We start from the raw sequence: 13473 nt of genomic DNA on the forward strand, positions 1-13473 counted from the left end.
CAGCCGACTAATCTGGCATGGATGGAAGCCTGGTGCTCCCTCTGTACCTGCTCTGCTGCTGTCAATAACCGACTTGCCCCGCTGCGCCCGCTGAATAACGTGCGGCTGGGGGGATCTTACGCGTCTGACAGGGCAAAATCTGGTAGCGACGGGCCACTAGTCAAACTTCGGTTCCCCCGTTACACTCACTGTATTCATTCACCTGATAAATATAAAAGGAGGTTACTTATGCTTTGCTGTGAATTGTTTATCCATTCACATCATTTTGGCGATCGCCACTGCTCAAGCGTTACCAGTATCGTGCTGCGATAACTGAAGCTTGAGCGAAGCTATCACCTGACTCCCTTCTCTCGGGCTTACCGGGTTATCGTCAGCGATGTTTGACGAGGCACACGCGTGCCTGTAACTCTTGAGTAAGCAATGAGCACATTACTAAATGCACAATCCCTTCGTGTCGATACGGCTTTCGGTTCGCTGTTTCGCGATCTCTCTTTTACCGTTAAGAAAGGCGACCGCATTGGTCTGGTGGGCTATAACGGCTGCGGCAAAAGCACGCTGTTAAAAGTGCTGGACGGCACCCTTTCCCCGACCGCTGGCGTCTATTCTGTGGCCCGACACTGCCTGCTGGCGCGGGTCGAACAACACCTGCCCGATGAGCTTGCTTCTCTCTCCATGCTTGACGCGGTGCTGTCGCAACTGCCGCAGGCGGAACGCGATGCCCGACGCTGGCAGGCGGAAACGCTGCTCGCCAGCCAGGGCTTCAGCGAGCGGGAGTGGCAATTATGCGCGGGTACGCTCAGCGGCGGTCAGCACACGCGGCTGTTGCTGGCGCGGGCGCTGATCCGTCAGCCGGATCTGTTACTGCTGGATGAGCCGAGCAACCACCTCGATCTGCCGACGCTGCTGTGGCTGGAGCAGTTTTTGCAGCGCTGGAACGGCAGCTTTGTGCTGGTGTCCCACGATGCGCGACTGCTGGATGCGGTGACCAACACCACCTGGATCCTGCGCGACCAGACGCTGAACTGTTTTGCCCTGCCGTGCCAGGCCGCACGACGGGCGCTGGCTGAACGGGATGAAGCCGACGCACTGCGTCAAAAAGCCGAGCAGAAAGAGATCGACCGCATCACCGCCAGCGCGAAACGGCTGGCGACCTGGGGACAGGTTTACGATAACGAAGATCTCGCCCGCAAAGCGAAGCAGATGGAAAAGCAGATCCTGCGCCTGAAAGAGGTACAAACCGACGTCACCGCCGGTAGCCACTGGACGCTTACCCTGCAGGGCGATGCGCTGCGCGCCGACCGTCTGCTGGAGATGAGCGAACTTAATGTCGCTCCGTCTGTGGAAGCTGCGTCGCTGTTCAGATTGCCCCTTGGCCGAATCAAAAGCGGCGATCGGGTGGCGATTATGGGACGCAACGGCTGTGGGAAATCATCGCTGTTACGCCTGCTGTGGCAGCATTATCGGCAACAGCGGCTAATTGAAGGCGTGGTGCTGCATCCGCGCGTTACCATCGGCTACTACGATCAGACGCTCCATCAGTTGCATGATGAAGATACGCTGTTCGATGCGCTGGAGCCGTTCGCCCCGCCGCCGGAGGTGCGGAAACAGGCGCTGATCGCCGCCGGTTTCGCCTGGGCGCGTCACGGGCAGCGGGTCAGCACCTTAAGCGGCGGCGAACGCTCGCGTCTGCTGTTTGTCGGCATGTCGCTGGCGCGTTATGCCCTGCTGATGCTGGACGAGCCGACCAACCATCTGGATATAGAAGGCAAAGAAGCGCTGGCGCAGACGCTTTCCGGCTTTGACGGCGGCGTACTGCTGGTAAGCCACGATCGTGATTTGATCGCCAGCAGCTGTAACCGTTTCTGGCTGATTGAGGATGGCGAGCTGCAGGAGTGGCACGACGTCGAGGCGGTGTTTACGCGGCTGCGGGAGCCGGACGCGGTGGCGGCACCTGTCGCGGTGGGATCTTCCCCACGGTCCCCGGAGGCTGATGACGATCGGCTGCTCGCTGAGCTGATTGCCCTGGAAACCCGGCTGGCGGAAGATCTGGCGCGCAAGCCGAAACATCAGAAGCCGCAACTTCAGGCGCAGTGGCGGGCCGCTATTGACGATATCTCCCGGCAGCTGGAGTAGCGAAACCCGCGCCGGGTCACAGACTGTTCTGAAACCCGGCGCGGCCATTGATATTTGGCATGGGATGACCCAACATCAAAGGTGCCGCGCACTTTTCGTACCGCGCGGCATTGGCTTTCGCTATGGGATTACGCTCACCCGTCAATGTTGCGGGCGCGTCCTTGAAACTTGTCACAGGATTAAGGAGTCAGCATGAAAACGAATCGTCAGGCACGTCACATTCTGGGTATGGACTACAAAGTGTCTAACCAGAGAAAAATCGTTACCAGTGAAGATCAACCGACGGTAGTCACCCACCGCACCGGTCGCCATCGTCGCGCGAAGTCATAATGATATTGCCCGGCGACGCACGTCTGCCGGGCCTGCTGAACCCGCCTCGCAATTCTTTAACATTCTCCTTACGATTAGACGCATCCGGGAAGTATTTGCCATCGGCATGCTTTATACTTGCGCCGCCGCCGTCCCCGTCAGCATGCAGGCGACGGGATCGTTTTTTAAGGAGTTTTGAGATGTTACTGAAGTATAAAAAAAACCGTTCTCTGTACATTCCCTATGCCGGTCCGGTGTTGCTGGAATTCCCGCTGCTCAATAAAGGCAGCGCCTTCAGCCTTGAAGAGCGCAGCAACTTCAACCTGCTGGGCCTGTTGCCGGATGTGGTTGAAACCATTGAGGAGCAGGCTGAACGCGCCTGGCTACAGTACCAGGGCTTTAAAACGGAAATCGATAAGCACATTTATCTGCGTAACATCCAGGACACCAACGAAACCCTTTTCTATCGTCTGGTCGATAACCATCTCGACGAGATGATGCCGGTGATCTACACCCCGACCGTCGGCTCCGCCTGCGAACGTTTTTCTGAAATTTATCGCCGCGCGCGTGGGGTATTTATCTCCTATCAAAACCGTCACAACATGGACGACATGCTGCAAAACGTGCCGACCCACAATATCAAAGTGATTGTGGTGACCGACGGCGAGCGCATTCTGGGGCTGGGCGATCAAGGTATCGGCGGCATGGGGATCCCCATCGGCAAGCTCTCCCTTTACACTGCCTGCGGCGGCATCAGCCCGGCGTACACCCTGCCGGTGGTGCTGGATGTCGGCACCAATAACCAGCAGCTGCTTAACGATCCGCTGTATATGGGCTGGCGTCATCCGCGCATCACCGGCGATGAATATTACGCCTTTGTTGATGAATTCATTCAGGCGGTGAAGCAGCGCTGGCCGGACGTACTGTTGCAGTTCGAAGATTTTGCGCAGAAAAACGCCATGCCGTTGCTGACCCGTTACCGAGATGAAATCTGCTCCTTTAACGACGATATTCAGGGCACCGCCGCCGTGACTGTCGGTACGCTGATTGCCGCCAGCCGTGCCGCAGGCAGCCAGTTAAGCCAGCAAAAAGTGGTGTTCCTCGGCGCAGGCTCTGCCGGTTGCGGCATCGCCGAGCAGATTATCGCCCAGATGCAGCGTGAAGGCCTGAGCGAGGAAGCCGCGCGGCAGAACGTCTATATGGTGGATCGTTTTGGCCTGCTGACCGACCAGATGCCGAACCTGCTCTCCTTCCAGAGCAAACTGGTGCAAAAGCGCGACAACCTGCAGCACTGGGATACCGATGCAGAAGCTATGTCGCTGCTGGATGTGGTGCGTAATGTGAAGCCGGATATTCTGATCGGCGTCTCCGGGCAGACCGGCTTATTCACTGAAGAAATTATTCGTGAAATGCATAAGCACTGCCCGCGCCCTATCGTGCTGCCGCTGTCGAACCCGACCTCCCGCGTGGAAGCCACCCCGCAGGACATTATTACCTGGACCGAAGGCCAGGCGCTGGTCGCGACCGGCAGTCCATTTATGCCGGTCCACTGGCAGGATAAAGTCATCCCTATCGCCCAGTGTAATAACGCCTACATTTTCCCTGGCATTGGCCTCGGGGTGATCTCCTCCGGCGCGTCACGCATCAGCGACAACATGCTGATGGCCGCCAGCGAAACCCTGGCGCAGCACTCCCCGCTGGCAAACCACGGCGAAGGCATGGTGCTTCCGGCGCTGAAAGATATTCAGACCGTGTCGCGGGCGATTGCGCTGGCGGTGGCGAAAATGGCGCAGGAAGAAGGCCTCGCGGTGAAAACCTCCGCCGAAGCCTTGCAGCAGTCCATCGAAGAAAACTTCTGGCAGCCGGAATACCGCAGCTACCGCCGGACGTCTATCTGAGTTTTATGGCGCCAGCGATAACCCGCTGGCGTCATTTTAATCAGCCATGATAGAATGTACGGCAATTTACCGTACATACGAAGGTTGACCATGTCCACCGCGAAAAAAGAACGCTTTGATTTCCGGCTTGATGAAAGTCTGAAAAAACAAATGGAAGAAGCCGCCAGCCTGCTAAGCATACCAGTCAGTACTTTTGTGATCGATGCGGTGCGGGAGCGGGCAGCAGAAGTTATTAATGAGCACCGGCGTATCGTGCTGGATGAGCAAAACTGGGAGCGCATTCAGGCCTTGCTGGACAATCCCCCACAGCCAACGGAACGCATGAAAGCAGTGGCTGCACATTATCATGACAAGGACAGCTGGACGTGGCAGAAGAATTAACGTTAAGCATAGAGTCATACGATCCTGCCCGAACCTATCGGACAGAAAATTTCAGTTGTGGCGTTGAGGCGCTGGATGTGTTTTTAACGTCCCAGATGTCTGTTCAGCAAGAGCGACGTATTCTGCGTTGCTACGTGCTGGTCACAAACGAAGCCGTTCCTGAAATTATGGGATTTTATACCCTCTCGGGGGCTTCATATGAAAAACAGCACCTTTCCGGATCCCAGCAACGCAAACTACCTTATCGTAACCTGCCCTGTGTTCTGCTTGGCAGACTGGCGGTTGATCGACGCCTGCAACGACGGGGTTTCGGTGAGAAATTATTGTTTGATGCCCTACGCCGCACCTGGTTAACCGCGGGCATGGTCGGCATCTATGCGCTTTTCGTCGAAGCCAAAGACGAGGCCGCCGTAAAGTTTTATCAGTCATTAGGCTTCACGCTTTCAAAATCGCAGCCGTTAACGCTCTTCTACCCCGTTAATCAGTTCGAATTTTTAATCTGATCCCTGGCTAGCGAAAATAGTGTTATAAATTCGCCTTCGGTATTCAGAAAAATAACGGACGAGGGATGACCCAAAAAAGAGCAACGCTGACCGGCTTACTGGCGATTATATTATGGAGCACCATGGTCGGGCTGATCCGTGGCGTCAGCGAAGGACTGGGACCGGTTGGCGGCGCGGCCATGATTTACACCCTCAGCGGTTTATTATTACTCCTCACCGTGGGTTTTCCCGATATTCGTCGTTTCCCGCCACGTTATTTACTGGTAGGTAGTCTGCTGTTTGTCAGCTATGAGATGTGCCTCGCCCTGTCGCTGGGCTATGCCGCGACGCGTCAACAGGCGATTGAGGTGGGCATGGTGAATTATCTGTGGCCCAGCCTGACCATTCTGTTTGCCATCCTGTTTAATGGTCAAAAATCCAGCCTGTGGGTGATCCCCGGTCTGTTGCTTTCCGTGCTTGGCGTCAGCTGGGTGCTCGGCGGTGAGAATGGTCTCAACCCGCAGGATATTATCCGCAATGTGGTCTCCAGTCCGCTGAGCTATATTCTGGCATTCTGCGGGGCCATTATCTGGGCAGCGTACTGTACGGTCACCAGCAAATATGCCCGCGGGCATAACGGCATCACCTTTTTTATTTTGCTGACCGCCATGAGCTTGTGGATCAAATATGCGCTCGGCGAGCAGCCGCCGATGATATTCAGCTGGCCGGTGACGCTGAAATTACTCCTGGTGGCCTGTGCGCTGGGCTTTGGCTATGCGGCATGGAATACCGGCATCCTGCATGGTCACGTCAACGTGCTCGCGGCGGCATCCTATTTCACGCCAGTACTCTCCTCGGCGCTGGCGGCGTTGCTGCTGAGCGCCCCGCTGTCATTGTCGTTCTGGCAGGGGGCGCTGATGGTCTGCGGCGGATCGCTGCTGTGCTGGTACGCCACCCGACGGCGTTAATCCGTCTGGCGGTTATCGGTACCCGCAAGGCTAAACCAGATCCCCACCGCCAGGATAAACAGCGTCACGCCTGCGCTGCTTAACGCCACACTGTGCGAGCTGATAAAGGCCGTTTTTGCCGCCTGCATAACAGCGGCGGCAAGTCCCGGCTCCAGCGTCTGCGCCAGTTGTACCGCCTCACCAATGGACGACGTCGCCTGCGCCGCCTGATTGACGGTGAGCGCATCCGGCAGGACGATGGACGCAGCAAAACTGCGGCTTAGCAACAGGCCAAAAATGGCGATCCCCAGTCCCGCCCCCAGCTCGTAAGCCATGGTTTCGATTGCGCCGGCGGCGGCCGCTTTCTCTTTTGGCGCGGCGGCCATAATCGCCGCGGTGGAGGCCAGCAGCGCGCTGGCGGCGCTGAAACCTAACAGCGCCATCAGCGCGGCGGCCTGCCACTGCTGGCTGCTGAAGTCAGTGACCGACAGGCCAAGGAAACTCAGCGCGCTCAGCGCCATGCCGCCCGTCGCCACCCGGCGCAGCCCAAGCCGCGACACCAGCAGACCGGCGATGGGGCCGCTGAAGCCGCTCGCCAGCATCACCGGCAGCATAAACACCCCGGCGGCGAAAGGCGTAAAGCCATGCACAAATTGCAGTTCCTGCGCCATTAACAGCTCAAATCCCACCAGGGTGATCATCGAAGTGATAGCCATTATCACGCCGCTTAAAATAATGCGATTCGTAAACAGCCGCATATCGATCATCGGCGTGCGGGCGGCAAGCTGGATACGCACAAAGGTCACCAGCAGGATCATGCCGAGCACCGCCCCGCCTGCCAGTAATCCCGGCGCGACCGTGGTTTTCAGCGCCATTTTGACGCAGTAGACCAGCAGTAATATCGCCACAATCAGCATTACCGCATGGCCGAAATTAAGCGGCTGGTCGCGGCGACCGGTCTGGCGCGGCACCTGCCAGGCGGTCAGCGCCATCACCACCAGAACGATCGGCACGTTGATCAGAAACACCGAGCCCCAGTAAAAGTGCTCCAGCAGCAGACCGCCCACCAGCGGGCCAAAAGCCGCACCGCCGGAACCGACTGCCGCCCAGATGCCAATCGCCATATTTCGATGGCGGGTTTCCGTAAAGGTGGCGCGGATCCCGGCAAGGGTGGCGGGCACGATCATCGCCGCCCCTGTTGCCAGCAACGCCCGCGCCAGGATCAGCCCGCTGGCGCTGGAGGCGCTTGCCGCCAGCAGCGAGGCCACACCAAAAAGCGCGCTGCCACACAGCAACAGCCGTTTAAAGCCAATGCGATCGCCGAGCGCGCCCATCGGCAGCACCATACCGGCCATCACCAGCGAATAGATATCAATGATCCACAGCAGCTCATTGCTACCGGGGCGCAGGGTCATACTCAGCGTCGGTACCGCCACATGCAGTACGGTGGCGTCGATCGCCACCGGAATATAGACCAGAACAATAATCCACAACGTCAGCCACTGACGAAACATAGCCCTCTCTCCCTAATTTGGACATCCGTCCAGAAATGGCGATCTTACGTAAAGTTGGACGCATGTCCAGCTTATTGTTATATTCTTTTCGCCCATTATTCAGAGAGCCGCTATGAACTACCTCAATCGGGAAGACCGCCGGGAAAATATTCTGCTCGCCGCCATGCGCGTGGCGCTGGACGAGGGATTATCCGCCATGACCGTGCGCCGCATCGCCAGCGTGGCGGGTGTGGCCGCAGGCCAGGTGCATCACCACTTTGCCTCTACCAGTGAACTGCGCGCGCTGGCGTTTATCCGTCTGATCCGCGTGCTGCTGGACACCGAAGTCGTGCCCGAAGACGCCAGCTGGCGTCAGCGCCTGCATTCCATGCTGGGCAGCGATGATCGCGGCTTTGAGCGCTATATCAAGCTGTGGCGGGAAGCGCAGTTGATGGCGATGCGCGATCCGGAAATTAAAGGGGCTTACGTACTGACCATGGAGATGTGGCATGAGGAGGCGATGAAAATTATTCATGCCGGACAGCAGGCCGGCGAGTTCACCCTTAGCGACAGCGTGGAAAACGTCGCCTGGCGACTGATTGCACTGGTATGCGGTCTGGACGGCATGCACGTGCTGGGACTTGAGGGGCTGGATGACGAAGCTTTCGATCGCCACATTGACCGGGCGATCGAACTGGAGCTTAACCGCTGACGACGGCCCTGTTACTTCTCCCGGGCGGCGATACCCGCCATCACCGCGCTCAGTTGTGACAACGTCACGCCATGACTGGCATCGTCAGTCCCCAGCCCGAAGCGGGTCTGTAAGAGTTCATGGAGCGCGGGCACATCCACAGCGTTAAACTGCTCCACCACCTCCCCGTCCTGCCAGTGGGTGAAGTGAAAATTATTGAGCGTCAGTTTGCTGCCATCCGGCAGATGACGACACATCAGCAGATGATGGCGAAAATGCGAGTGCGGGTAGTGCGCGGTATAAAGATTCCCGGTCACAAAATCAGAGAAGTATTGCTGGCTTAAATCGAAGCGGTACATCTGCTGCCAGCGATCGTGATGCCTGAACTGTAAGATCCAGTCATCCCCCTCCCGTTGCAGGCGATAAAGGCCGTGCGGCGTTTTCTGCTCAATATCCGTTTGCAGCCGGATCGGCGCGGTGATGGTCTGCCCGCCAAATCCAACGTCCGCCAGCCAGGGCTCGCCGTCCAGCTCCACCAGCAGGATGCGGTGCGTGCGCGGCGGCATCTGCTCCGGGTTGGCCATCACCACACGACCAAGCAGACTGCGAACACTGAAGCCGATTTCCCGCAGCCCGCGTTCAAACAGGCCGTTCAGCTCAAAGCAGTAGCCGCCGCGCCGGGCGACAACCAGCTTGGCGAACAGCGCCTCGTCCGTCAGTTCAATTTCCCGCGGCAACAGCACGTCGAGATTTTCAAAAGGGATAGCGCTGTTATGGTGCTGGTGCAGCGACTGTAGCGTCGGCAGATCGGCCTGCGGGACACCCGTCCAGTTCAGGCGTTGAAACCAGGCTGTTAAAAAAGGACTCATTTCACACTCCGGCAAAAGATGAGTCCTATTTATACACTGGATGAATATTTTGATGCGGCAATTTGTGCACTGCCGCTTACGTCCGGCCTTTTCGCTGCATAATGCCCAGCGCTGTGAGCATCAGGATCAGCCCGGTGACCAGCGTCAGCGTCGCCATCGCCATGCCCTGCCCAACGGATCCCTGCTCAAACTGACGCCAGATAAAGACTGCGACGGTTTGCGTACCGGCAGGCGCCAGCAGCAGCGAAGTCACCAGCTCCCGCGAGGCGATGGCGAAGACCATCAGCATGGCCGCCAGCAGCGCCGGAAACACCAGCGGCAGAACGATCAGCCGCAGCGCCTGCAATGCGCTTGCGCCATGCACACGGGCGGCAGGCTCCAGATTACCGCCGAGCTGCCGCAGCGCGCTGCCGACATAGCGCACCGGCCAGGGCATCAGCAGACAACAGTACGAGAGCAGCAAAATCATCCAGCTGTTATAAGGCGATACCGGCCAGAAGGTGCGGTTCCACAGCAGGATCAGCCCGACACCCACCACAATCCCCGGCAGCGCGGCGGGCATCAAGGACAGCGCATCCAGCACCGCGCGGCCACGAATTTTTTGCACCACCACCAGCCAGGCCGCCAGCAGCCCGAGCACGCCGGTGACCAGCGCCGAGCCCAGCGCCAGCGACAGGCTGGTGCCAAGGGCGGACAGCGCATCCCCCTGTTGAGAAAAGAGCGCGTGATAATGGCTGCCGGTAACGTTATCCCAGGAAAGCCCGCCGGAAAGCGTTGACATAATACCAGTCACCGCCATGGAGATCCCCGGCAGACCGACCGCCAGAAAACCGACGCCGCCCATCACCAGCATCACCGGCACGGTGGCGATACCTAATGACGCGCCGATATTTTCCGCGGGTTTTCCCGTCACGCTGGTGACGTCTTTATTCCCCACCAGCTGACGTTGCAGCCACCAGCCGCCGAGCGCGATGACAATCAACATCAGCGACAGCAGTGACGCGCCCGGTAAATCGATCGGCCAGTCGGCCAGCTTTTTCTCAATGCCGACGGTCATCATCACCACGCCGGATCGCGATCCCAACGCGGCCGGTACGCCATATTCTTCAACGGCCAGGGTAAAGGCCAGCAGCATACCCGCCGCCAGCGCGGGCGAGAGCATCGGCAGCGTGACGTGCCAGAAGGCGCGCCAGGCGCTGGCCCCGTGCACCCGGGCGACAATCGCCAGTCGCTGCCCGCTGGCAAGCAAACTGCGGGACACCGCGAAATAGACTACCGGGAAAATGTTCAGCGTCATCACCAGCACGATCCCGCTGCGGCTGAACAGCAGATCGTTGAGATCAAACCCCGCCAGCTGCGCCAGATAACCATTAGTCTGCAACACCAGCATCCACGAAAGCGCGGCGATATAGGGCGGCGTAAGGAACGGGATCAAAAACAGCACATCCCACAAGCGCGGACACGGCAGGTTAAATAGCCCGCGCGCCACGCCCAGCGGCAAACCGATCAGCGCGCTCAGCAGCGCTACGCCTGCGGCGATCCATAAGGTGCCGGCGAGCATGGAGGGCAGTTGCGGATCGCTGAATTGCGGCACTATGGTGCTGAACGGCGCGGCAAAAGAACCGGCGCTGAATGACGGGAAAATCGCCTGTAAAACAATAAAGGACAGCGGCAGCGCCACCAGTATCACCAGCAGCGCCAGCGTCAGGACAGAAAGCATTCTCTGATTCACAACGGATCCTGAAGACGGGGTCGCCCCCGTCGGCTGAATTTACTTGCTGAAAAGGGTATTGAAGCGTTGCAGCACTTCGCTGCGCTCGCTGTTACCGTCCTGACTGGTTGGCAGAATATGCAGATCGTTGAGCAGCGGGCGTTTGGCTTCCACGTCACTACGCGCCGGCATCAGCCAGGCGTCAGCGACCATCGCCTGTCCTTCCGGCGACAGGACGTAATCGACAAAAGCTTTGGCATCGTCAGCATGCTGAGTGGTTTTGAGGATCATCATTGGTCGCGGCGCGATCACCGTGCCGCTGGCCGGGAAAATCACCTTCAGGGACTCGCCCTGGCTGATATTACCGTAGGAGACATAATCCACCGCGCCGAATACTGCCGCTTTCGCCCCCTGCATCACCGGCGTCACCGCCTGGGCGTTGGGGCCGCTGACCACCATACCGTTCTGCTTCAGCGCGTCAAAAAGCGCCCAGGCTTTATCGCCCATGCTGTTTTGCAGGCCGATCAGCAGATCGAGGGACGCGCCGGACAGCGCCGGATCCGGCGTGGTCACCTTATCTTTAAACGCCGGAGCGGTCAGATCCTGCCACTCTTTCGGCTCTGGGGTACCGCTTTTGGTGTTCCAGACAATACCCAGCGCCGACACGCCCTGCGCCACGTATTCGCTGGTTTTCAGCGCCGCGGGCACCTTTTCGGCATTGCTGCTCTGGTACGGCAACAGCCAGCCGCGGGTATGCAGATCTTCTGCGGTATCCCAGGAGGCGGAGATCAAAATATCCGCCTGCGGATTGGCCTGTTCTGCTTCCAGACGCGCCATCACTTTGCCGGTGGTGGCCTGGAAAATATTCACTTTCACGCCGGTCTTTTTCTCGTACCCGCTGGCGAGACTTTTTGCCAGCGAACCCGGACCTGCGGTATAGACCGTCAGCGCGTGGGCGCTGGAGATCATGACGGACGACAGCATCATGGCGAGAGCAACTCCTTTCTTCACAGACATTACAGCTTTCATGCATATTCCCCTGAGGATGGTGTGACAGCGCGTACAGCGGCAATGCTGCCCGCAGAAAGATGCACGATGCGGTCGGCCAGCAGTTCGGCTTCCCGGCGATCGTGGGTGACATAGACGGCGGTGATGCCGAGCTGGCGCAGCAGGCGCGACATCTCAAGGCATAACGACTCACGAAGTTCACTGTCGAGATTGGAGAGCGGCTCATCAAACAGCAGCACGCGCGGCTCAGCGACAATCGCCCGCGCCAGGGCGACGCGCTGTTGCTGCCCGCCTGATAAACCTGCCGGTTTACGGTCGGCGAAATCCACCAGGCCGACGCGATCCAGCGCCGCCAGCACGCGGGCCACCCGCTCACCACGCGGCACGTTGCGCATCTTCAGCGGGAAAGCGACGTTCTGCGCCACCGTCATGTGCGGCCACAGGGCGTAATCCTGAAACACCATGCCGATGTCGCGCGCTTCCGGCGGCAGTGACCAGTTGGGTTTCGCCACCAGGCGTTCGCCGAAATAGATTTCGCCTTCCGCAGGCTGCGTAAGCCCGGCCAGCAGGCGCAGCAGCGTGCTTTTGCCGCACCCCGACGGGCCGAGGAGCGCCACAATGCTGCCGGCGTCGACAGTGAGATCGATCTGATTGAGAACGGTATGTGAGCCGAAGGCGAAAGAGACGCCCTGCAGCCTTATATCGGTGAATGCGTTCACGATCGCCCTCCCGCAGCGGGAAGCCGACACGCGCCCGGGATCGACATCCGCCGGGCCGCACTCACCTGTGGAAAACACAGGGGAGTAAACATATTGTTATCCTCTTTGGGACTTAGTAAGGCGAGACTATAGGGAGGGAGTGTGACGGATGGATTACGCTTAGGTTACGACTTGCTTTCCGGACGCTTTCAATCCTTTAATGCGTCATCAACCTGACGAGGACAATATCATGAGCCATTTTCGCCCTGTCGCCCTGGAGCACGCCAGCCGCCTGCTTAATCACGGGCCGACCATTATGATCACCAGCCGCGACGAACAGATAGACCGCCGGAACGTGATGTCCGCCGCCTGGTCGATGCCGGTGGAATTCTCGCCGCCGCGCATTGCCATTGTGGTGGATAAAAGCACCTGGTCGCGGGAACTTATCGAGCGCAGCGGCATGTTTGGCATTGTTATCCCCGGCGTCGCCGCCACCAACTGGACCTATGCGGTCGGCAGCGTGACCGGGCGCGATGAGGATAAGTTTAACTGTTACGGTATTCCGGCCATTGCCGGGCCGGTACTGGGGTTGCCGGTGGTGGAAGAGAAATGTCTGGCATGGATGGAGTGCCGCCTGCTGCCTGCCACCGCCGCGCAGGAGAAATACGATACGTTATTTGGCGAAGTGGTTTCCGCCGCCGCCGATGAACGGGCGTTTATCAACGGTCGCTGGCATTTTGATGACGATAAGCTCAACACCCTGCACCATCTTGGAGGCGGGAATTTTGTGGCGAGCGGAAAGACGTTAAGCGTGAAGTAAGCGCCGGGTGGCGCTCGCGCTTACCCGGCCTAC

At 58.7% G+C, this 13473-nt stretch carries 13 protein-coding genes; 8 read left to right on the top strand and 5 right to left on the bottom strand.

Annotated elements, in window-relative coordinates:
- The first annotated feature begins 420 nt into the window (after positions 1 to 420).
- The 6 genes from QRD42_RS14645 (at position 421) to yddG (ending at position 6171) form a co-directional block, all read left to right on the top strand.
- Positions 421 to 2133 carry an ABC-F family ATP-binding cassette domain-containing protein gene (locus QRD42_RS14645; protein WP_321987472.1) on the top strand — a complete coding sequence of 571 codons (1713 nt, stop codon included), beginning with the start codon at positions 421 to 423 and terminating at the stop codon, positions 2131 to 2133.
- Positions 2134 to 2325: 192 nt separating this feature from the next.
- Positions 2326 to 2463 carry a stationary-phase-induced ribosome-associated protein gene (gene sra / locus QRD42_RS14650; protein WP_072568482.1) on the top strand — a complete coding sequence of 46 codons (138 nt, stop codon included), beginning with the start codon at positions 2326 to 2328 and terminating at the stop codon, positions 2461 to 2463.
- Positions 2464 to 2642: 179 nt separating this feature from the next.
- Complete coding sequence (locus QRD42_RS14655; RefSeq protein ID WP_318372749.1) at positions 2643 to 4340, top strand: NAD-dependent malic enzyme; 1698 nt, start codon at positions 2643 to 2645, stop codon at positions 4338 to 4340.
- 90 nt (positions 4341 to 4430) lie between these two features.
- On the top strand, positions 4431 to 4721 hold the full coding sequence (locus QRD42_RS14660) for a DUF1778 domain-containing protein (RefSeq protein ID WP_318362959.1): 291 nt from the start codon (positions 4431 to 4433) through the stop codon (positions 4719 to 4721).
- The gene (locus QRD42_RS14665) at positions 4706 to 5224 is read left to right on the top strand and encodes a GNAT family N-acetyltransferase (protein WP_321987473.1); all 519 of its coding nucleotides are present in this window, start codon (positions 4706 to 4708) and stop codon (positions 5222 to 5224) included. Before QRD42_RS14660 ends, QRD42_RS14665 begins: the two co-directional genes overlap by 16 nt.
- A 65-nt stretch (positions 5225 to 5289) precedes the next feature.
- Positions 5290 to 6171, top strand: coding sequence for an aromatic amino acid DMT transporter YddG (yddG, locus tag QRD42_RS14670; protein ID WP_321987474.1), 882 nt, complete (start codon positions 5290 to 5292; stop codon positions 6169 to 6171).
- Here yddG and QRD42_RS14675 read toward each other — a convergent pair.
- A complete protein-coding gene (locus QRD42_RS14675; RefSeq protein ID WP_321987475.1) occupies positions 6168 to 7664 on the bottom strand; it encodes a SmvA family efflux MFS transporter in 1497 nt (498 codons plus the stop codon). The two genes, yddG and QRD42_RS14675, sit on opposite strands and share 4 nt — an antisense overlap.
- Before the next feature lie 112 nt (positions 7665 to 7776).
- On the opposite strand from QRD42_RS14675, the gene QRD42_RS14680 reads away from it, so the two are divergent.
- Positions 7777 to 8355, top strand: coding sequence for a TetR family transcriptional regulator (locus QRD42_RS14680; protein WP_321987476.1), 579 nt, complete (start codon positions 7777 to 7779; stop codon positions 8353 to 8355).
- An 11-nt stretch (positions 8356 to 8366) separates the two neighbouring features.
- Here the strand turns inward: QRD42_RS14680 and QRD42_RS14685 are convergent, their stop codons facing one another.
- The 4 genes from QRD42_RS14685 to QRD42_RS14700 form a co-directional block, all read right to left on the bottom strand.
- Positions 8367 to 9203, bottom strand: coding sequence for an arylamine N-acetyltransferase (locus QRD42_RS14685; RefSeq protein ID WP_321987477.1), 837 nt, complete (start codon positions 9201 to 9203; stop codon positions 8367 to 8369).
- 76 nt (positions 9204 to 9279) lie between these two features.
- Positions 9280 to 10935, bottom strand: coding sequence for an ABC transporter permease (locus QRD42_RS14690; RefSeq protein WP_321987478.1), 1656 nt, complete (start codon positions 10933 to 10935; stop codon positions 9280 to 9282).
- Between the two features lie 39 nt (positions 10936 to 10974).
- Positions 10975 to 11943 (bottom strand): ABC transporter substrate-binding protein, encoded by a 969-nt coding sequence (locus QRD42_RS14695; protein ID WP_321987479.1) that lies wholly within the window; start codon positions 11941 to 11943, stop codon positions 10975 to 10977.
- A complete protein-coding gene (locus QRD42_RS14700) occupies positions 11940 to 12641 on the bottom strand; it encodes an ABC transporter ATP-binding protein (protein ID WP_321987480.1) in 702 nt (233 codons plus the stop codon). The genes QRD42_RS14695 and QRD42_RS14700 overlap by 4 nt, the downstream gene beginning before the upstream one ends.
- A gap of 229 nt (positions 12642 to 12870) precedes the next feature.
- Between QRD42_RS14700 and QRD42_RS14705 the strand changes: the two genes are divergently transcribed.
- Positions 12871 to 13440, top strand: a complete 570-nt coding sequence (locus tag QRD42_RS14705; protein WP_321987481.1) for a flavin reductase family protein — start codon at positions 12871 to 12873, stop codon at positions 13438 to 13440.
- The last annotated feature ends 33 nt before the right edge of the window (positions 13441 to 13473 follow it).

Source organism: Enterobacter sp. PGRG2 (assembly GCF_030291195.1).
Taxonomy (GTDB): domain Bacteria; phylum Pseudomonadota; class Gammaproteobacteria; order Enterobacterales; family Enterobacteriaceae; genus Enterobacter_D.